The organism is Enterobacter sp. MF024 (genome assembly GCF_005843915.1).
GTDB classification, from domain to species: Bacteria; Pseudomonadota; Gammaproteobacteria; order Enterobacterales; family Enterobacteriaceae; genus Enterobacter; species Enterobacter barmai.
On sequence record NZ_VCBB01000001.1, the window covers coordinates 884,198 to 904,905 of the forward strand.

The window sequence follows — 20,708 nt, forward strand, 5'->3', positions numbered from 1 at the left end:
AGTTAAAAATTCATTAATTATTGTCCCCGATTTTTCAAAAACTTCCGCGCAGATGAGCCATCCTCAATTGCCTCGCTGGGCTTCATGGTCTAATCCTGGATGAGTTCACCCTACCGTACGTCCACACAGGAGAGGATCATGAGTAAGATTGGCATTAACGGTTTTGGTCGTATTGGCCGACTGGTTCTTCGTCGGTTGCTGGAAACTCAGGACAGTAATAGCGTGGTGGCGATTAACGATTTGACGTCGCCGAAGGTGCTGGCCTACCTGTTGAAACATGACTCCAACTATGGCCCCTTCCCCTGGAGCGTCGACTTCACGGAGGATTCGCTGATCGTCGACGGCAAATACATTTCGGTCTATGCCGAGAAAGAGGCGAAGAACATCCCCTGGAAAACCGCCGGAGTGGATCTGGTGGTGGAGTGCACCGGGTTCTACACCTCGCAGGAGAAATCCCAGGCCCACCTCGATGCGGGTGCTAAAAAAGTGCTGATCTCCGCCCCGGCCGGCGAGATGAAAACCATCGTCTTTAACGTCAACGACGACACCATCGAGGCCAGCGACACCATTATCTCTGTCGCCTCCTGTACCACTAACTGCCTGGCCCCGCTGGCGAAAGTGCTGCACGACGCCTTTGGCATCAAGGCGGGCACCATGACCACCATCCACGCCTATACCGGCACCCAGGCGCTGGTGGATGGCCCGCGCGGCAAAGATCTGCGCGCATCCCGTGCGGCGGCGGAAAATATTATTCCGCACACCACCGGCGCGGCGAAGGCCATTGGACTGGTGATCCCCGAACTGAGCGGCAAGCTGAAAGGCCACGCCCAGCGCGTACCGGTCAAAACCGGCTCCGTGACCGAGCTGGTGTCGATTCTGGAGAAAAAAGTGAGCGTGGATGAGATCCATCAGGCGCTGAAAAAGGCCACCGAGGGCAACGAGTCCTTTGGCTATACCGATGAGGAGATTGTCTCTTCCGACGTGATCGGCTCGCACTTTGGGTCAGTCTTCGATGCCACCCAGACGGAGGTCACCGACGCGGGGGACGTCCAGCTGGTGAAAACCGTGGCCTGGTATGACAACGAGTACGGGTTTGTCACCCAGCTGGTGCGTACCTTAGATAAATTCGCTGCGCTTTAATCACATTGCGGACAGCCCTGCTGTCCGCATCCTGTGAATCCGTTCAGAGTTTCAATTCGTTAACCCTGATATAACAAACGCTTTCCAGAGAGGGAGCGTTATTATGGAAGCACTGAGCCGCGAAACATTAGAACAGAACATGGCGCAGGCCGTTGGCCGCTCGGCAACCTTTAGTATCTGGCCCACCCCTGAAGCGCCCGGCGCGCGCACCAGCGACGCCGTTTTTACCCCCGAACCCCGCCACACCGGCACCTCCGACTACGATCGCGCCGTTACCGGCATCCGCTCGCCACAGATAACCGTGTATGCGCCGGACAAACCTAACGGCGTCGGCATTCTGGTGGCGCCGGGCGGCTCCTTGCGTCGCGTGGTGCTGGATAAAGAGGGCAGCGCGCTGGCCTCCTTCTTCAACGCACGCGGCTATACCCTGTTTGTAATGACCTACCGCATGCCGGGAGATGGTCATGAGGAGGGAGCCGACGCGCCGCTGGCGGACGTGCAGCGCGCCATGCGGGTTATTCGCGCCAGCGCCCGGGAGTGGAAGCTGGACCCGGCGCGCATTGGGGTACTGGGCTTCTCGGCGGGCGGCCACGTGGCGGCAAGCCTTGGCACCCGTCATGACGACGCGGTATACGCCCCGCTTGACGCCGTCGACGAGTGCTCTGCCCGACCGGCCTTTATGGCGCTGGTCTATCCGGTGATCACCATGCAGGGCGAACATTACCACCCGGGCTCACGGCATGAGCTGATGGGCGATAACCCTGGCGAGGAGCAGATCCAGCGCTATTCGCTGGAAACGCGGGTGACCCGCGACGCTCCGCCGACCTTCCTGCTGCACGCTGCCGACGATCCGGCGGTAAAAGTTGAGAACAGCCTGGCGATGTACAGCGCCCTGCGCCGCGCGGGGGTACCGGTTGAGATGCATCTGTTCGAGCGTGGGAAGCACGGGTTCGGCATCCGCGATGCCCAGGGCCTGCCGGTCGCCGTCTGGCCGGAATTGATGATGAACTGGATTTCGACGAAGGTGTAAACCTGTAACGCCGGGTGGCGGCTGCGCCTTACCCGGCCTACGGGGGTGGTGCGGTCTGGATGCCGGGTGGCGGCTGCGCCTTACCCGGCCTACAAAACCAACAACCGGCATCGGACACGTAGGCCCGTGCAAGCGCAGCGCCGCTGGGCATGTTGGCGGCTATGCGGCCTGATGCCCTCACCCCGGCCCTCTCCCACAGGGAGAGGGAGAAATACCGGGCATGTTTATCACGACTGCAAATACACCACCTGGGTCTGGAGATACTCGTGCAGACCGTGCTTGCCGTCGGCCCCGCCGATCCCCGATTTACGCCAGCCGGCGTGGAAGCCCTGCATCGCTTCAAAGTTCTCGCGGTTGATGTAGGTTTCGCCGAACTTAAGCCCTTTAATGGCTTTCATCGCCACGTTCAGGTCCTGGGTGTAAATAGAGGACGTCAGGCCATAGTCGCTGTCGTTGGCCATCTTCAGCGCCTCTTCCAGGGTGTCAAACACCACCACCGGCAGCACCGGACCGAAGGTCTCTTCGTGCATGATGGTCATATCCTGACGTACGTCGAGCAGCAGCGTTGGCGGATAGAAATAGCCTTTACCTTCCACCGCTTTACCGCCCAGCACCACTTTCGCACCCTGCTCTACCGCCAGAGCGACTTTCTGCTCAACGCGCTCCAGCGCCGCGGCGTTGATCAGCGGCCCCATGGCGACATCGTTGCGCTCGGCCGGGTTGCCAAACTGCACCGCTTTCATCGCTTCGCCCAGGCGGTTTACAAAGCGGTCGTAGATGCCCTTCTGCACATACACGCGCTCGGCGCAGTTACATACCTGCCCGGTGTTGATCACGCGGGAGTCGACAATCGCCTTCACCGCCAGCTCCAGATCCGCATCGTCCATCACGATGGCCGGGGCTTTACCGCCCAGTTCCAGACACACTTTGGTGATGTTCTTCGCGGCGGCAGCCATGATCTTCTCCCCCGCGCCCACGCTGCCGGTCATGCTGACCATCGCCACTTTCGGGTTGCCCGCCAGCTCCTGGCCTACGGTTTCACCCCGGCCCAGCACCAGGTTAAAGACCCCTTTCGGCAGGCCAATTTCGTCGACGATTTTGGCGAAGGCGATGGCGTTATTCGGGGTAAATTCGCTCGGCTTGATAACGATAGTGTTGCCGGTCAGCAGCGCCGGAGCCAGCTTGCGGGCAATCAGGAAGAACGGGAAGTTCCACGGCAGAATGCCGGTGGTGACGCCAAGCGCGCGTTTGAACAGCAGAATGTTTTCGCCCGGACGATCGCTCTGGATAATTTCGCCCTCGTAGCGACGCGCCCACTCTGACATGTAATCGAGATAGTCGGCGGTGAAGGCGACTTCGACCTCGGCGAGCTGCTGGATCTTGCCGCCTTCGGCCACGATCAGGGCGCTGATTTCACTGGCGCGCTCGCGAATGCCTGCGGCGATTTTACGCAGCCAGCCCGCACGCTGGATGGCTGGCAGCGCCTCCCAGGCATCCTGGGCGCGTTCGGCAGCGTCGATCGCCTTGCGGGCATCTTCAGCGCTACCGTCGGGGATACGGGAAATGACCTCTTCGGTGGCCGGGTTGATCACATCAATCCAGGCATCACCCTGCCAGGCAACAAACTGTCCATCGATATACATAGGATGTTGTACGGGTACTGTCATGACTCGCTCCTGTAATTACACTGTTTTTAACAAGTAAAATTATTGTTAAAAACTACAGATCCCGATCCTCAATCCCAGCGTATCGCGCTGTTTATGTGAGATATCTCATAAAAGAAACGGGTCAGCAGGAGAAAACTATTACATTCCGGCAACAGAGGATTGCCCGTTTGCGTGAAACTCAGCGCAAACGGGCAAGGCGTTACAGCAGAGAGCGGCTGGCCAGCGCCTCGGTGAGGACGGCGTCATTACGCAGGATCTGCCAGGCGGCCTCCACCTCGGCAGGAATATCCACATGTACAATGAAATCCCGGCCGAGCGGGCCATAGCCATTAATGTCATCCCGCAGACGCGGGAGCTCACCCAGCACCAGCGACAGATAGCGCTCGACGGGCCACAGCCCCTCACCGCCGCCGCGAAACGCCAGACCGTCATCGCTGTTTTGCAGCTGCGGCACGACGCCTGGGTGGCTGGTCCATTCCGGGGCATCCGGTTTATCGCGGTAGACACGGGCAAACGTCGCCATGGTGCGGCGCTGCATGGTCGGGTCCTGCACCACGATCCCGCGCTTCACCGGCAGATGGTGATGCTGGATCATCGCCGCGCTGAAGCGGGCATTTTCACCGCAGTTGGTGGACTGGTCTTCCACAAGCAGCCGCTCGGGCGGAATATGCCAGAACTCCCGGGCGATCTCCGCCAGAATGGTGGCTTCGGCTTTGCCGGTAGTGCGTACTTTGTTATAGCGCGGGTGCCGCGCAATGGCGGCGTATAAAAAGGTGGTGGAATGGCCTATCCCGCCGCTGATCAGCAACGGCACGGCAAGCTCCGACGCCAGACGGCAGGCCGCGTCGATGGCGGGGATCACCGCGTTACCGGCCAGCACCACCAGGTCGGCCCGGAGCGCGGGCGGATTGTAAGGCAGGTTATCTTCGGCAAGCCAGTGGCCGACGGTATTCACCGCAGCCAGGGTTTTATCCGGCAGGGATGGGAAGATCGTGAGACTCATCGTTACCTCCTTGCAGCATTTACGTTCAGGGTAACGCGCGGGCCGTCGCTTAACAGAGGATCCCTCTGAAAGCCAAATCGGCAGTTACCTTATAAGAATAGTCATTAAACTGAAATAACCAGAAACGTCCAAAAATCAGCAGGTTGCACCTGCATTATATGCTGCAATCTACCCTGATAAAAAAATTAAGCGCCAGAAATATCGCACCTGTCAGCATCGATAGCTGCTTATTTCACCGTGATCTGACCAGTTTTGACATTTCGCCGCTTGCCAAAAGTAACAGCCCTCCCTAAGTTGCTTAACAATTCGACAACCTTTTTCCTTTATCGGGTTGCACCCGAAGCGCGCCGGGTGTCACCCGCTTCATCATCCACTGGGCGGGATCACGGTTATGACACAACAACACGAAAGCAGTGCCGCAGTTCTACGTAAAAATAAGAAGGTGCTGGTCGCCAGCCTTACCGGCAGCGCCATTGAATGGTTTGACTATTTTCTCTACGGCACGGCCGCCGCGCTGGTCTTTAATAAGATCTTCTTCCCGATGGTCGACCCGGTCATCGGCCTGATTTTGTCCTATCTTTCGTTCTCATTAACCTTTTTTATCCGCCCCATTGGTGGCGTGATATTCGCCCACATCGGGGATCGCATTGGGCGCAAGAAAACGCTGGTCTTAACCCTGTCGCTGATGGGGGGTGCAACCGTGATGATTGGGCTGCTACCCACCTATGAGCAGATTGGTCTCTGGGCCCCGGCCCTGCTGATCCTGATGCGCATCATTCAGGGGATGGGGATCGGCGGCGAATGGGGCGGCGCCCTGCTGCTGGCCTATGAATACGCCCCGGAAAAGCGCAAAGGCTTCTTTGGCAGCATCCCGCAGGCGGGGGTCACCATCGGCATGCTGATGGCCACCTTTATCGTCTCGCTGATGACCCTGTTCAGCGAGGAGGATTTCCTCTCCTGGGGCTGGCGTATTCCGTTCCTGCTGAGCTCGGTGCTGGTGCTGCTGGGCCTGTGGATCCGCAAGGATATCGACGAAACGCCGGAGTTCAAGAAGGTGAAATCCTCCGGCAAGGTGGCTAAAGCCCCCCTGCGCGACACCCTCAAATACCACTGGCGCGAAGTGCTGATCGCCGCCGGGCTGAAGGTGGTTGAAACCGCGCCGTTCTACATTTTCTCAACCTTTGTGGTGAGCTACGCCACCACGACGCTCAGCTACCAGAAGTCGCAGGCGCTGGAGGCGGTCACCCTCGGGGCGCTGGTCGCCACCGTGATGATCCCGCTGATGGGGCTGCTGTCGGATAAGGTCGGTCGCCAGCGGATGTATGCCGTCAGCGTCTTTATCCTCGGCCTGTTTATCGTGCCGTGGTTTATGCTGCTCAATACCGGCACCACCTGGGGCATTGTGCTGGCGACGGTGATCGCCTTCGGGGTGCTGTGGGCCCCGGTCACCGCGGTGCTGGGGACGCTGTGCTCGGAGATTTTCACCGCCAACGTGCGCTATACCGGCATCACCCTCGGCTATCAGCTGGGCGCCGCGCTGGCGGGCGGTACCGCGCCGCTGATTGCCACCGGCCTGCTGGCGAAATATAACGGCGACTGGGTGCCGGTGGCCTGGTATCTGGCGGTGACCGTGACCATCTCGCTGATTGCCATCTTCTGCGCCAGCCGGGTGAAGCGCGCCCCGGTGATTAACGCGCAAACGAACCAACTCTGATCCTCAGGCGGCCAGCCCTGCTGGCCGCTTTTTCCTGAACTTCCCTCTCACATTTGCTTAACCCGCCGTTATCATATTCACTTGAATCAGACATTGCGTCAGACGTAGAATCATTAGCCCACTAACTATTCATTCATATCACAGGTATTTATCGCTATGCGCCTGCCCCAACGCGACCCCTATGCTCCTCGCGAGTGGCAGCCTCACGAAAAGCCGATGCTGTTAGGCTCCCCGTCCACGCCGGTGCACAGCACCCCGAAGCGTATCGCCTATGGCGTGGTGGGATTACTGGTCTGTCTGACCGGCGCGCTGGGCAATGCGATGGTCGCCGCCAACCTGCAAAATTTGCAGGGCACCTTTGCCGCCTGGTCCACCGAGATCGCCTGGCTCCCGGCGGTCTACGTGATGACCAACGTGTCGATCAACCTGCTGCTGGTGAAGTTTCGCCAGCAGTTTGGCCTGCGCGCCTTCACCGAAGGGTTCCTGGTGCTGTATGTGCTGGTGACCTTTTTTCACCTCTTTGTTAACGATCTCAGCTCGGCCCTGATGGTGCGCGCGGCCCACGGTATGGTGGCCGCCGCGCTCAGCTCGCTCGGGATCTACTATCAGATCCAGGCCTGGCCGGCAAAACACCGTCTCAAAGCCCTGACCATCGGCATCACCGGCTCCTCGCTGGCGATCCCTATTGCGCGGCTGTTCTCCACCGAACTGCTGCAGCTGGACGAGTGGCGCGGGCTGTATCTCTTTGAGCTCGGTCTGGCGCTGATCTCGCTGGGCTGCGTGATCGCCCTCAAGCTGCCCCCGGGCGACCGGCGCCAGGTGTTCGAGAAGAAGGACTTCATCACCTTTATTCTGCTGGCGCCGGGCATGGCGCTGCTGTGCGCGGTGCTGTCCCTGGGGCGGCTCGACTGGTGGTTTGAAGCGCCGTGGATCGGCTGGGCGCTGGCGGGTTCGCTGGTGCTGATTGTCTCAGCCATCGTTTTTGAGCATAACCGCAGCAACCCGCTGCTGAATACGCGCTGGCTTTCCAGCGGCAGTATTGTGCGTCTGGGGCTGATTATGCTGCTGATCCGCATCGTGCTGGCGGAGCAGAACACCGGGGTGATCGGCTGGCTGCAGTATGTCGGCCTGCAAAACGAGCAGATGACCCATCTGGCATGGTCGATTTTTGCCGGGATCGCCTGCGGTATCGCCGCCAGCTGCCTGACCATCAAACCCACAAAGCTCGCCTGGCCGATTATCACCTCGCTGGTGCTGATGATTATCGCCTCGCTGCTCGACAGCCAGTCCACCAGCCTCACCCGCCCGGATCAGCTGATGCTGAGCCAGTTCCTGCTCGGGTTCGGCAGCGCCTTCTTCCTCGCCCCGGCGATGCTGGCCGGGATTGGCGGGGTGATTGCCGACCCGCGTAACCTGGTCAGTTTTTCGGTGCTGTTCGGCATGAGCCAGAACATCGGCGGCCTGCTGGGGTCGGCCATTCTCGGCACCTTCCAGACCTGGCGTGAGAAGTACCACTCCAGCCTGCTGGCGGAGCAACTCACCAGCCTGAATCCGCTGGTCAACGAGCGCCTGCAGATTTACAGCCAGATGTACCGCAGCCTGATTGGCGACGATGCGCTGGTGAGCGTGCAGTCCACGCTGCAGCTGCAGAACGCCAGCACGCTGGAGGCAAATATTCTCGCTTACAACGATACTTATCTTCTGACGGCTGGCATTGCCACCGCCACGCTGGTGTGGATTTTATGGCGCTTGCTGCGGCTGCGCATTACTGCCCGTCTGGCGCTGAAAAAGGCCACCGGCAGTCAATAATGGATAAAAAATTAATGATGTTTCTGGAGAAGTTATGAGTCAGCAGGATGCCGCTAAAGAGCAGGCCAATACCCGTAATAATCTGCGCGTGGTGTCAGTGTTCGCCGCTGCCGCCATCGGCATCGTCGGCGTGCTGGTGATCCTCTACGCCTGGCAGCTACCGCCGTTTACCCGCCATGTCCAGTTCACCGATAACGCCTACGTGCGCGGCCAGACCACCTTTATCAGCCCGCAGGTGAACGGCTATATCACCGAGGTCAAGGTGCAGGATTTTGAGCGGGTGAAGAAAGGCGACCTGCTTTTGCAGATTGACGACCGCATCTACCGCCAGCGCGTGCATCAGGCCGAGGCCCAGCTGGCGATGAAGGTGGCCACCCTGAACAACAACCTGCAACAGCGCAAAAGCGCCGAGGCGGTGATCCAGCGTAACGATGCGGCGCTGAAAAACGCCCGGGCCCAGAGCCAGAAAACCCAGGCCGACTTAAAGCGGGTGAAGGACCTGACCGCCGACGGCTCGCTGTCGATTCGTGAGCGGGATGCCGCTCTGGCAAGCGCCGCCCAGGGCAGCGCCGACATCGACCAGGCAAAGGCCACGCTGGAGATGTCGCGCCAGGATCTGCAAACCGCCATTGTTAACCGCGCCGCGCTGGAGGCGGACGTAGAGAACGCGAAGGCGGCGCTCGAACTGGCGCAGATCGACCTGCAAAATACCCGCATCGTCGCTCCGCGCGACGGCCAGCTCGGGCAGATTGCCGTGCGCTTAGGGGCCTACGTCACCGCCGGAACCCATCTCACCACCCTGGTGCCGCCGCAGCACTGGGTGATCGCCAATATCAAAGAGACGCAGCTGGCGAACCTGCGCGTCGGCCAGCCGGTGAAATTCACCGTCGATGCCCTGAACGATAAAGCCTACGAGGGCCGGGTGCAGAGCATCTCCCCGGCGACAGGGGTAGAGTTCAGCGCCATTACGCCGGATAACGCCACGGGGAACTTCGTCAAGATTGCCCAGCGTATTCCGGTGCGCATCGAGGTGCTCGGCAAGCCGGAGGAGTCGGCCCTGCTGCGCCCGGGGATGTCGGTGCAGGTGACGATTGATACCCGGGAGGCGAAATGATCCGCCGCCCGCTCGTTGCCCTGATGGTTGCCGCCGCTCTGAGCGGCTGTCAGTCAGTGGATGTCGCCCCGGCAAAACCGACGTTGCAGATCCCCGCCCAGTGGCGAGCCGCGACCGGCCCAGCCAGCCCGGCAGAGCAGATGTGGTGGCGCAATTTTCACGACAGCCAGCTCAACCACTACGTTGACCAGGCCCTGCGCAACAACAGCGACGTGCTGATCGCCCGGGAGCGGATCAACGAGTATCAGGCCCGGGTGTATGCCGCCGACGGCAGCCTGTTTCCGTCCCTGGATGCTGACCTGAGCGCGGGTCGCGCCCGCTCCCAGTCGGCGGCGACCGGTTTGCCGGTCTATGGCGCGCTCTATAAAGGCAGCCTGACCGCCAGTTATGACGTGGATATCTGGGGCGTGAACCGCCGCACCAGCGATGCCGCACAAGCGACCCTCGAGGCGCAAAAGGCGGCCGCGGCGGCAGCGGATCTGACCGTGGCCTCGTCGGTGGCATCGGGCTACGTCACCCTGCTGGCGCTGGACGAGCAGCTCAGGGTCACGCAGTCGACCCTGAAAGCGCGGGAAGAGGCCTTTAACCTGGCGCAGCGGCAGTATCAGACCGGCTATAGCTCGCGCCTTGAACTGATGCAGTCCGACTCGGAACTGCGCTCGACCCGGGCCCAGATCCCGCAGGTGCAGAACCAGATTGCCCGCCAGGAGAATGCCCTCAGCCTGCTGCTCGGCAGCAATCCGGGCTCCATTGCCCGCAGCGCGGATTTCGACACCCTGACGCCGCTGCGTATCCCGTCGCAGCTGCCGTCATCACTGCTTAATCGTCGGCCTGATATTGTGCAGGCGGAACGCCAGCTTATCGCGGCGGATGCCACTCTTGCCGCCTCGCGCGCCAGCCTGCTGCCGTCGATCAACCTCACGGCGACGGGATCGATTCAGGATCGCACCCTGCCCGGCCTGCTGGATAATCCGCTGGAGCTGTGGAGCATCGGCGGCAGTATTCTGGCCCCGCTGCTGAACCGCCAGGCGCTGAATGCGCAGGTGGATATCGGCCAGTCCCAGCGCAACCAGGCGCTCTACAGCTATGAGAAAACGGTGCGTAACGCCTTTAAAGAGGTAAACGACAGCCTGGATGCCATCGCCCGTTACGGCGAGCAGCTCACCGAGCTGGTGGCGCAGCAGGATGTGGCCCAGGAGACATTGCGCATCGCCCAGAACCGCTATAACAACGGCTATTCGTCTTATCTGGACGTGCTGGACGCCCAGCGCACGCTGTTCTCGGTGCAGACCAGCGTGGTGCAGGCGAAAAATAACCTTCTGCTGGCGCAGATCGATCTGTATAAGGCGCTGGGCGGTGGATGGTCGGTGTAAAACGCCCGGCGGCGCTGCGCTTGCACAGGCCTACGGATTTCGTTGGCCTGGTAAGCGCAACGCCACCGGGCAATGCTCACACACTAAGGGGTCAATCTATGCAACAACAGTGGTCTGCCGTAGATAATTACATGATTTCCGAGCTTATTCCTCAGGATGAGGTGCTGCAGAAGGTCCTTGAGAATAACCAGCGCGCAGGTTTACCGGCCCACGACGTCGCCGCCAATCAGGGGCAACTGCTGGCGCTGTTTGTGCGCATGACCCAGGCGAGGAGCATTCTGGAGATTGGCACGCTGGGAGCCTACAGCAGCATCTGGATGGCGCGCGCCTTGCCCGCTGATGGCAAGCTGATCACCCTGGAAGCCGACCCGGCGCATGCCGCCGTTGCGCGCCAGAATATTCATCTGGCAGGGCTGGATCAGCATATCGAGCTGATTGAAGGCCCGGCCCTGCTCTCCCTTGAGCGCTTCAATAACATCCCGCCTTTTGACCTGATTTTTATTGATGCCGACAAACCCAATAATCCTGGCTATCTGGAGTGGGCGCTGCACTACTCCCGGCCGGGGACGCTGATTATCGGCGACAACGTGGTGCGCGACGGGGAAGTGATCAACGGCCAGAGCGACGACGCCCGCGTGCACGGTGTGCGGCGGTTTATCGAGATGATCGGTGACAATCCGCGCCTGACCGCAACCGCGTTACAGACGGTAGGTGTGAAGGGTTGGGATGGGTTTACGCTGGCGCTGGTGAACGGGTAAAAACCGCCGGGCGGCGCTACGCTTGTCCGGCCTACAAAACCCGGCCCGTCAACTTTTAACGCAATGAGAGAGTATCACGGGAATCATGACTTACAGCGGCACCCTTGTCCGGCTGAAAATCGCCGAAGCGTTTCCGGAAGGCCGGGGCGAGGCGCAGGGATGCGCCGAGAGGGCATAGCCTGCAAGGATGCAGGCTGGTGCCCGACCCGAAAGCCTGAAGGAATAAGCTGAGGGCACCGCGAAGCGGCGATTTTCTTGCCGGGAGCCCGGGTAGCCAGGGTGGTGGCGATTGAGCCACCCTGGCACGTTCACAGGTTCAGGATTAACAGAGAAGCAAGAAACGTAAGGTGAACGGAACTACCACCGGTGCCACATGCATCCGCAAAAACCATGTAGGCCCGGTAAGCGCAGCGCCACCGGGCAGGGTTTTACCCTGAGATCTGCTCCATCGCCTGCAAAATACGCTTATCGGAGATCGGATACGGCGTCCCAAGCTGCTGTGCAAAGAAGCTGACGCGCAGCTCTTCGATCATCCAGCGGATCTCCTGGACATCTTCGTCATCGCGGCGGGCTGGCGGGAGCTTGTTCAGCCACTGCTGCCAGCGCTGCTGCACCGCTTCCACCTTCAGCATCTGCGCCCGGTCGCGGTGCGGATCGATCGCCATCTTCTCCAGACGCTTTTCAATCGCCTGTAAATAGCGCAACGTATCGCCTAAACGCCTGTAGCCGTTACCGGTGACAAACCCGCGATAGACCAGCCCCGCCATCTGCGCTTTCACGTCCGACAGCCCCAGCGCCATGGTCATATCCACCCGCCCTTTCAGACGCTTGTTAATATTGAACACCGCAGTCAGGATCTGCTCGACCTGCTTCGCAATGTTGACCACCGTCTCGTTGAGTTCGGCGCGCACCTTATCGTGCAGCTTCGCAAAGCCCTCTTCCGTCCACACCGGGCCGCCCGCAGCGTGGATCAGCTGATCCACGCCGCAGGAGATGCAGTCGTCAATCAGATCCAGCACCTTGCCGTACGGGTTAAAGTAGAGCCCCAGCTTGGCTTTGTTCGGCAATTTCTCGTGCAGATACTTGATCGGCGACGGGATGTTCAACAGCAGCAAACGGCGCAGCCCGCGCCACATCGCCTGCTGCTGCTCCTGCGGATTATCAAACAGCTTGATCGCCACGCTGTCGCGCTCGTCCACCAGCGCGGGCCAGGCTTTCACCTTGTAGTTGCCGCGCTTCTGCTCGTAGCTTTCCGGCAGCTGGCCGAAGCTCCAGATATGCAGCCCGCTCTGCTCGATTCCGTCGTCGGCCACGGCAGACAGGGTCTCCTGTACTTTGCCTTTCAACGCCTCTTTCAGATCGGTCAGGGAACGGCCTTCCTGCAGCTTTTTGTTTTTGTCGTCCACCACCCGGAAGCTGATTTTCAGGTGATCGGGCACCTGATCCCAGTGCCAGTCTTCCCGGTCGATGGTGACGCCCGTCATGCGACGCAGCTCGCGCTCCAGCGAATCCAGCAGCGGCAGTTCAAGCGGCGTGGCGCGCCCCAGGAACGCCTCGGCATAGTTCGGCGCAGGCACAAAGTTACGCCGCACCGGTTTGGGCAGCGATTTAATCAGGGCGATAATCAGCTCGCGGCGCAGGCCGGGAATTTGCCACTCAAAGCCGCTCTCCTCCACCTGGTTGAGCAGCGGCAGCGGGATGTGAACGGTGACGCCGTCGGCATCGGTCCCCGGCTCAAACTGGTAGCTCAGGCGCAGCTTGAGGTTGCCCTGATGCCAGAAGTTCGGGTAATCCAGCTTGCTGACCTGTTCCGCCCCCTCTTTAATCAACATGCTCTTTTCAAAGTTGAGAAGGTCCGGGGTCTCGCGGCTGACCTTTTTCCACCAGCTGTCGAAGTGGCGCGCAGAAACCACGTCGTGGCTGATGCGCTGGTCATAAAACTCAAACAGCGTCTCGTCATCCACCAGGATATCGCGACGGCGGGTTTTGTGTTCCAGCTCCTCCACTTCGCTGCGCAGCTTGAGGTTTTCGCGGAAGAAGGCGTGACGGGTCTGCCAGTCGCCCTCCACCAGCGCGTGGCGGATAAACAGTTCACGCGACAGGGCCGGATCGATCTGGCTGTAGTTGACCTTACGCGCGGCCACCACCGGCAGGCCGTAAACGGTGACCTTCTCGGTCGCCATCACCGCCCCCTGCGCCCGCTCCCAGTGCGGTTCACTGTACGAGCGTTTCAGCAGGTGCTGCGCTACCGGCTCGACCCACTCCGGGTCGATGCGCGCGGCAATGCGCCCCCACAGGCGGCTGGTCTCCACCAGCTCGGCCACCATCGTCCACTTCGGCGGCTTCTTGAATAAACCTGAACCCGGGAAGATAGAGAACCGGGCGTTACGCGCCCCGGTGAACTCCTGCTTGTCGGCATCTTTCATACCGATATGCGACAGCAGACCGGTCAGCAGCGCGATATGAATTTCGCGGTACTCCGCCGGCTCGCTGTTCACCGGAATGCCAAGCTCCTTCACCACCTGGCGCAGTTGGGTGTAGATATCCTGCCACTCGCGCACCCGCAGGTAGTTGAGGAAATCCAGCTTGCACTGGCGGCGGAACTGGTTCGACGACAGCGCTTTCTGCTGCTCGCCGATATAGTTCCACAGGTTCACAAAGGCGAGGAAATCGGACTCTTTGTCGTGGAAGCGGCGGTGCTTCTCGTCCGACGCCTGCTGCTTGTCCATCGGACGCTCGCGCGGATCCTGAATGGAGAGCGCCGAGGTGATGATCATCGCCTCGCGCACGCAGCCGTGTTTTTGCGCCTCCAGCACCATACGCGCCAGACGCGGGTCCACCGGCAGCTGGCTGAGCTGGCGGCCCATTGGCGTCAGCTTGTAAACGGTGGCCTGCTCGTCGGTGGTGATCGCCCCCAGCTCCTCCAGCAGGCGCACGCCGTCCTGGATATTGCGCTTGTCCGGCGCTTCCACAAACGGGAAGGCGGCGATGTCGCCGAGCCCAAGGGCGGTCATCTGCAGAATGACCGATGCCAGGTTGGTACGCAGAATTTCCGGGTCGGTAAACTCAGGACGCGACAGGAAATCGTCTTCCGAATAGAGACGAATACAGATCCCTTTCGAGACGCGTCCGCAGCGGCCTTTACGCTGGTTGGCCGAGGCCTGGGATACTGGCTCAATCGGCAGGCGCTGCACCTTGGTGCGGTAGCTGTAGCGGCTGATGCGCGCCGTGCCGGGATCAATCACATATTTAATGCCCGGTACGGTGAGGGAGGTTTCCGCCACGTTGGTCGCCAGCACGATGCGGCGGCCGCTGTGGGACTGGAACACCCGGTTCTGCTCGCTGTTGGAGAGACGCGCGTACAGCGGCAGGATCTCGGTATGGCGCAGGTCGCGCTTGCTGAGCGCGTCGGCAGTATCGCGGATTTCGCGCTCGCCGCTCATAAAGATCAGAATATCGCCCGGGCTTTCATTCCCCAGCTCGTCCACCGCGTCGAAAATGGCCTGCAGCTGATCGCGCTCGGTGTCGTCGGCGTCTTCCACCATCGGGCGGTAACGCACTTCAACGGGATAGGTACGACCGGAGACTTCGATAATCGGCGCGTTGTTGAAATGGCGCGAAAAACGTTCCGGATCGATGGTCGCCGAGGTGATGATCACTTTCAGATCCGGACGACGCGGCAGCAGCTCGCGCAGGTAGCCCAGCAGGAAGTCGATGTTCAGGCTGCGCTCGTGGGCTTCATCGATGATGATGGTGTCGTACTGCATCAGCATCCGGTCCTGCTGGATCTCCGCCAGCAGGATCCCGTCGGTCATCAGCTTGACCATGGTGTTGTCGCTGACGTGGTCGCTGAAGCGCACCTTATAGCCGATGCAGCCGCCCGGCTCGGTTTGCAGCTCTTCGGCAATTCGGTTTGCCACGGTCCGCGCCGCCAGACGACGCGGCTGGGTGTGACCGATCAGCCCCTTCAGCCCACGCCCCAGCTCCATACAGATTTTTGGCAGCTGGGTGGTTTTACCGGAGCCGGTCTCCCCCGCCACAATCACCACCTGGTGATCGCGCACGGCTTCGAGGATCTCCTGCTTTTTCTGGCTGACGGGCAGGTTTTCCGGATAGACGATCGCCGGGCGCGCGGCTTCGCGCAGCACGACCTTACCTGCCGCCTGTTCAATCTCTTTCGCCATCTCCTGGAAAATGGCCTGTTGTGCATCAGGATTTTTAACCTTCTTCACCCCGTGCAGACGGCGGGCAAAGCGCTGTTTGTCACGCAGCATCAGCGTATCAAGCTGTTGCATAAGCATCGGGAAGGTTAATTTCTGTTGTTCTGTCATAGCGTTAACGGGCAGTGCACTGCCGGATAAAATCTCTTTTTAATGATTGATATAGAGTACCACATTGACGGTTTTTGCGCCTTATTCAAAAATTTCGAACATAGGCTTCGATATATTGCGCTATCCCTGCGACAGGATTGTGAATAGAGTGTCATCAAGCAACGGGGTAACCCCCCTCATCAAATACAACAAAGGAATCACCCATGAGCAAAGTATTAGTTCTTAAATCCAGTATTCTGGCAGGGTACTCTCAGTCTGGTCAGCTGTCTGATTATTTCGTTGAACAGTGGCGTGAACAGCACAGCGCTGACGAAATCACCGTCCGCGATCTGGCCGCTCAGCCGGTACCGGTACTGGATGGCGAACTGGTTGGCGCGCTGCGTCCGAGCGATGCTCCACTGACCCCACGTCAGCAGGAAGCGCTGGCGCTCTCTGATGAGCTGATTGCCGAGCTGAAAGCGCACGACGTGATCGTGATTAACGCGCCGATGTACAACTTCAACATCCCGACGCAGCTGAAAAACTATTTCGACCTGGTGGCGCGTGCAGGTGTAACCTTCCGCTACACCGAGAAAGGACCAGAAGGTCTGGTGACCGGTAAACGTGCGATCGTGCTCTCCAGCCGTGGCGGTATTCACAAAGATACCCCAACCGACCTGGTTGCCCCGTATCTGTCCCTGTTCCTGGGCTTCATCGGTATCACCGACGTGAATTTCGTGTTCGCTGAAGGTATCGCTTACGGTCCGGAAGTGGCGACGAAAGCCCAGACCGACGCCAAAGCCGCTATCGACAGCCTGGTTGCTGCATAAGATTTCCCACTCCCACCGCCCGGTGGGAGTTTTTTTATTTCCCCTGCCGTCCCCTGCATTTACGAGACGCCTCGTAGAATCAGCGCTGTAATCTGCGCATCTTCAAAGAAATCCTTATTATGCCGGCGGGTGCTTGAGGCTGTTCAACCTCAGGCAAACTTGCCGTAGGCTGGACAGTAAAAAGCCCCAGGAGATTTTTCAATCCACCTGGGGCTACCATCCAAAACCTAGCAAGTTGGATGTTAGCCCCTTCTGAGCAAGGAGGCAATGACATGCTGACAAAGTACGCCCTTGTGGCAATTGTGGTGCTGTGCTGCACAGTGCTGGGATTTACGCTTCTTGTACGCGAAACCTTATGTGAGTTGAGCGTAAAAGAACGTGGTATGGAGTTTAAAGCTGTTCTCGCTTACGAATCGAAGAAGTAGCTAAAACGCGGGGAGCAATCCCCGCGTATCCCATTAGCAGGCTGGATCTCAATGCACCTTTTAGCCCTCTCGGATGAGAGGGCTAACTCTCAATTAACAGATTACGATCCGATTCATTCTCTCATATTGTTTCGAACAGTCAGAAAAGCCTCTGCGCAAAAACAATATGTACTATGTACACCAACAGCGTACATAGTACATTAATAGCCCGACAGAACTGGCCGAACTGAAGAAACTGGCGTCAATACTGAAAACCGAGGTATGTGATGAATTTTTTTGAGGAACTGAAGACCTCTCTGGAAGAGGCCGTCGGGATCAAGAAAGGGACTAAAGCCCCTGCCCGGGTTACCCGCTATGAAATTGCCGATATCAAAGCCATCCGGGCGCAGCTCAACGTTTCTCAGGCTGAAATGGCTAAAGCGTTGGGCACCAGCGTGGACACCATCAAAAGCTGGGAGTCCAGACGCCGCAACCCAACGGGCCTGGCGGCCAAAGTGCTGGCGGTCATCCAGGCCAATCCCGCCTTCTATTACGAACTGGCAACGCATTAAGCCCCTTCGCAGGGGCGGGCAAAGAGTTAGCTGGCCGATTTCGGCCGCAGGTTTTCGTCAAACACCAGCCGCTTACGATCCGGCTCCGCCTCATGCAGCGGTTCGACCTGATGCATCGTCTGTTTGCAGCGATCCACCAGAGTCTGATATTCGCGGGTGCCCTGCTTTTTCCACGCTTTTTCCTGCTCGCTGAGCACGCGGATGGCTTTGGCCGGGCTGCCGATAATCAGATAGTCGGCAGGCATTTCCGCCTTCGCTTTCACAAAGGCCGCCGCGCCGACGATGCTGTTTTCGCCAATCACTGCTCCGTCCATGATCACCGCGTTCATCCCTACCAGCGCGTTACGGCGGATCACGCAGCCGTGCAGAATGGCACCGTGCCCGATATGCCCCTCCTCTTCCACCACCGTGTCCTGCTCGGGGAAGCCGTGCATGATGCAGTTATCCTGAATGTTGGCCCCGTCTTTGACGACGATGCGCCCGAAATCGCCGCGCAGGCTGGCGTTAGGCCCGACGTAAACCCCCTTGCCGAGGATCACGTCGCCAATCAGCACCGCCGTCGGGTGGACATAACTCTCTTGTGGCACAACCGGTGTCAGACCATCGATTTGATATACAGGCACATTACCTCCGTTACGCGGGCGTCAGGCCACCGAAGCGCTGCCAGTAAGAGGTGCCCGGCGACGGCAGTTCGCCGACCGAAGTTTCCCCTTTCTCACTGACAAACGCCAGCGCCCCTGGCGCCACGCGCTGATAAATGTTGATGCACAGCTGGCGGGCCGTCTGGCCTGCCCAGTGTGACGGGAGTAACTCTTCCGGCAGGAGCGGATCCTTCAGCACCACCCGGCGATAAAAGTGGATCAGCAGCAGCTGGATCTGGAAGCAGCGCTCCGGCGTCAGCTCCTCCGGCGTGGCCTCGCGCAGCAGAGGTAGCACCGGACGGAACGAGTCGATAAAGGTTTCATACATCAGGTTCTGCTCGCTGAGCTGCCAGCACTCCTCCACCCGGGCGCGCAGCGCGGCGCGGGAGAGCGCAAGCGGCGAGTGGGCTTCAAAGCAGATCACGTTGTCCGCCACGCCCGCTTCATGCAGCAGCGTCTGTACATCCGCCAGCTGTTGCGACGGCGACGCCATCAGGCTCGGCGCCAGGGTGCCAAATCCCTGCCAGATCAGCTGCTTTTTCACATCTGCCAGGGTGGCTTTGTCCATCCCTTCGGAGAGCAGCAGCAGCCATTTGCCGTCCCAGGCAGGAAGCTCGGCGCGGTAAATTTTGGTCTCGGCCCGGCGGGTTAAGCGCAGCCCTTTGTCGCTCAGCCGGTAGAAGCTGCGTCGACCGATGCGGACCACATCCAGCCAGCCCTCCTTGTTAAGACGGAACAGCGCGGTACGCACAAAGCGTTCGCCGAATCCCATCCCCTCCAGCAGGGCCGCCAGGCTTCCCAGCCAGACTTCGCCCCCGCGATGGGACAGGGCATCACCGTACAAAGATGAGATCAGCGATGTGCCGCTGACGGGAACGGAGCTGACCGCGTGCTGGATAAAGGCGTCGAGTTTACTCATCTGATACATTCTGTTGTGATTATTTTGTCGGATGAATCATAGCATAGCCCCGCAAGCCTGGCCCTCCCCAATACGGAGAGGGCCAGCAGGTCAGGATCAGCCGTTGGCGGCAGCCTTGCGCAGGTCGAAGACGCGGCAGGCTTTGCCCTCGGAACGCGGGATGCTGCCGCAGTTCACAATGGTCACGTCGGTGGAGATCCCCACCATCGATTTAATGCGGTGGCGCAGCTGGTGGCAGACTTTGCAGCGCTGCTCGTGGGTCAGCGTCAGGCTGCTCTCTTTCAGCTCCACTTTCACGGAAAGCGAATCAAGATGACCGCGACGGTTCACCTCAAGCTGGTAGTGCGGCGACAGGTGTTCAAACTTGACGATCTCCTCTTCCAGCTGGGACGGGAAGACGTTCACGCCGCGAATAATCAGCATGTCGTCGCTGCGACCGCTGATGCGATCCATGCGGCGCATGGTGCGGGCGGTGCCCGGCAGCAGACGGGTCAGGTCGCGGGTGCGGTAGCGGATCACCGGCAGCGCCTCTTTAGTCAGGGTGGTGAACAGCAGTTCGCCCTGCTCACCGTCCGCCAGCGGCGTGCCGTCGTTCGGGTTGACGATCTCCGGGTAGAAGTGATCCTCCCAGATGGTCGGACCGTCGGCGGTTTCGATACACTCCATCGCCACGCCCGGGCCCATCACTTCCGACAGGCCGTAAATGTCCAGGGCGGTAATGCCGAGGCGTTTTTCGATTTCGCGGCGCATCGCCAGAGTCCAGGGTTCGGCCCCAAAAACGCCGACGCGCAGGGAGCATTTGCTGGCATCGCCGCCCATCTGGCGCTCAAGTTCTTCAATCAGGTTAAGGCAGTAGGATGGCGTCACCATGATCATGTCCGGCTGAAAATCGCGGATCAGCTGGGCCTGCTTCTCGGTCTGGCCGCCGGACATCGGGATCACCGTTGCCCCCAGGCGCTCGGCACCGTAGTGCGCACCCAGACCGCCGGTGAACAGGCCGTAGCCGTAGGCAACGTGAATTTTGTCCTTTGCGCTGCCGCCCGCGGCGCGTAGGGAGCGGGCCACAATGTTGGCCCAGTTATCAATGTCGTTTTGCGTGTAGCCGACCACGGTCGGTTTACCGGTAGTACCGGAGGAGGCGTGGATACGCACCACCTGCTCCATCGGCACCGCGAAGGTATCAAACGGATAGTTGTCGCGCAGATCCTGCTTGGTGGTGCACGGGAACTTGCGGATATCCGCTAACTCTTTGAAATCGTCAGGGTGAACGCCCGCCGCATCAAACTTGCGTTTGTACATCGGGACGTTTTCATACGCGTGTTTTAAGGTCCACTTCATGCGCTCGGTTTGCAGAGCCTGCAGCTCATCAAGGGAGGCGGTTTCGATGGCATCAAGCGCTGTTGATGATGTCATTGTCGTTGCAG

The 20,708-nt window shown here is 59.7% G+C and carries 16 protein-coding genes; 10 read left to right on the forward strand and 6 right to left on the reverse strand.

Features of this window, described 5'->3' with window-relative positions; all coding sequences use genetic code 11:
* Positions 1–138 precede the first annotated feature (138 nt).
* Positions 139–1,140 (forward strand): type I glyceraldehyde-3-phosphate dehydrogenase, encoded by a 1,002-nt coding sequence (gene gap / locus FFB58_RS04350; RefSeq protein ID WP_138369128.1) that lies wholly within the window; start codon positions 139–141, stop codon positions 1,138–1,140.
* 103 nt (positions 1,141–1,243) lie between these two features.
* Positions 1,244–2,170 carry an alpha/beta hydrolase gene (locus tag FFB58_RS04355; RefSeq protein ID WP_138369129.1) on the forward strand — a complete coding sequence of 309 codons (927 nt, stop codon included), beginning with the start codon at positions 1,244–1,246 and terminating at the stop codon, positions 2,168–2,170.
* A 227-nt stretch (positions 2,171–2,397) separates the two neighbouring features.
* On the opposite strand, the gene aldA is transcribed toward FFB58_RS04355, so the two are convergent.
* Positions 2,398–3,837: an aldehyde dehydrogenase gene (gene aldA / locus FFB58_RS04360; RefSeq protein WP_039028534.1), complete on the reverse strand. Its 1,440-nt coding sequence runs from the start codon at positions 3,835–3,837 to the stop codon at positions 2,398–2,400.
* Positions 3,838–4,036: 199 nt separating this feature from the next.
* A complete protein-coding gene (locus FFB58_RS04365) occupies positions 4,037–4,840 on the reverse strand; it encodes a YdcF family protein (protein WP_039028533.1) in 804 nt (267 codons plus the stop codon).
* 391 nt (positions 4,841–5,231) lie between these two features.
* Between FFB58_RS04365 and FFB58_RS04370 the strand changes: the two genes are divergently transcribed.
* The 5 genes from FFB58_RS04370 (at position 5,232) to FFB58_RS04390 (ending at position 11,608) form a co-directional block, all read left to right on the forward strand.
* Positions 5,232–6,554: an MFS transporter gene (locus FFB58_RS04370; protein WP_138369130.1), complete on the forward strand. Its 1,323-nt coding sequence runs from the start codon at positions 5,232–5,234 to the stop codon at positions 6,552–6,554.
* A gap of 162 nt (positions 6,555–6,716) precedes the next feature.
* A complete protein-coding gene (locus FFB58_RS04375) occupies positions 6,717–8,363 on the forward strand; it encodes an MFS transporter (RefSeq protein WP_138369252.1) in 1,647 nt (548 codons plus the stop codon).
* 34 nt (positions 8,364–8,397) lie between these two features.
* A complete protein-coding gene (locus tag FFB58_RS04380) occupies positions 8,398–9,477 on the forward strand; it encodes an HlyD family secretion protein (protein WP_138369131.1) in 1,080 nt (359 codons plus the stop codon).
* Positions 9,474–10,850: an efflux transporter outer membrane subunit gene (locus FFB58_RS04385; RefSeq protein WP_138369132.1), complete on the forward strand. Its 1,377-nt coding sequence runs from the start codon at positions 9,474–9,476 to the stop codon at positions 10,848–10,850. Before FFB58_RS04380 ends, FFB58_RS04385 begins: the two co-directional genes overlap by 4 nt.
* A 98-nt stretch (positions 10,851–10,948) precedes the next feature.
* Positions 10,949–11,608, forward strand: coding sequence for an O-methyltransferase (locus FFB58_RS04390; RefSeq protein ID WP_138369133.1), 660 nt, complete (start codon positions 10,949–10,951; stop codon positions 11,606–11,608).
* 428 nt (positions 11,609–12,036) lie between these two features.
* On the opposite strand, the gene hrpA is transcribed toward FFB58_RS04390, so the two are convergent.
* Complete coding sequence (gene hrpA, locus FFB58_RS04400; protein WP_138369135.1) at positions 12,037–15,939, reverse strand: ATP-dependent RNA helicase HrpA; 3,903 nt, start codon at positions 15,937–15,939, stop codon at positions 12,037–12,039.
* A gap of 203 nt (positions 15,940–16,142) precedes the next feature.
* On the opposite strand from hrpA, the gene azoR reads away from it, so the two are divergent.
* From azoR to nadS, 3 genes are all read left to right on the forward strand, one after another.
* Complete coding sequence (azoR, locus tag FFB58_RS04405; protein WP_138369136.1) at positions 16,143–16,748, forward strand: FMN-dependent NADH-azoreductase; 606 nt, start codon at positions 16,143–16,145, stop codon at positions 16,746–16,748.
* Between the two features lie 272 nt (positions 16,749–17,020).
* Positions 17,021–17,173 carry a Hok/Gef family protein gene (locus FFB58_RS04410; RefSeq protein WP_039028525.1) on the forward strand — a complete coding sequence of 51 codons (153 nt, stop codon included), beginning with the start codon at positions 17,021–17,023 and terminating at the stop codon, positions 17,171–17,173.
* Between the two features lie 266 nt (positions 17,174–17,439).
* Positions 17,440–17,724, forward strand: coding sequence for a NadS family protein (nadS, locus tag FFB58_RS04415; RefSeq protein ID WP_138369137.1), 285 nt, complete (start codon positions 17,440–17,442; stop codon positions 17,722–17,724).
* A gap of 26 nt (positions 17,725–17,750) precedes the next feature.
* Here nadS and paaY read toward each other — a convergent pair whose 3' ends face one another.
* From paaY to paaK, 3 genes are all read right to left on the reverse strand, one after another.
* Entirely contained in the window at positions 17,751–18,347 is a 597-nt protein-coding gene (gene paaY / locus FFB58_RS04420) for a phenylacetic acid degradation protein PaaY (protein WP_039028524.1), read from the reverse strand.
* Positions 18,348–18,357: 10 nt separating this feature from the next.
* Entirely contained in the window at positions 18,358–19,293 is a 936-nt protein-coding gene (gene paaX, locus FFB58_RS04425; RefSeq protein ID WP_138369138.1) for a phenylacetic acid degradation operon negative regulatory protein PaaX, read from the reverse strand.
* Positions 19,294–19,380: 87 nt separating this feature from the next.
* Positions 19,381–20,697 carry a phenylacetate--CoA ligase PaaK gene (gene paaK, locus FFB58_RS04430; RefSeq protein ID WP_138369139.1) on the reverse strand — a complete coding sequence of 439 codons (1,317 nt, stop codon included), beginning with the start codon at positions 20,695–20,697 and terminating at the stop codon, positions 19,381–19,383.
* Positions 20,698–20,708: the final 11 nt, after the last annotated feature.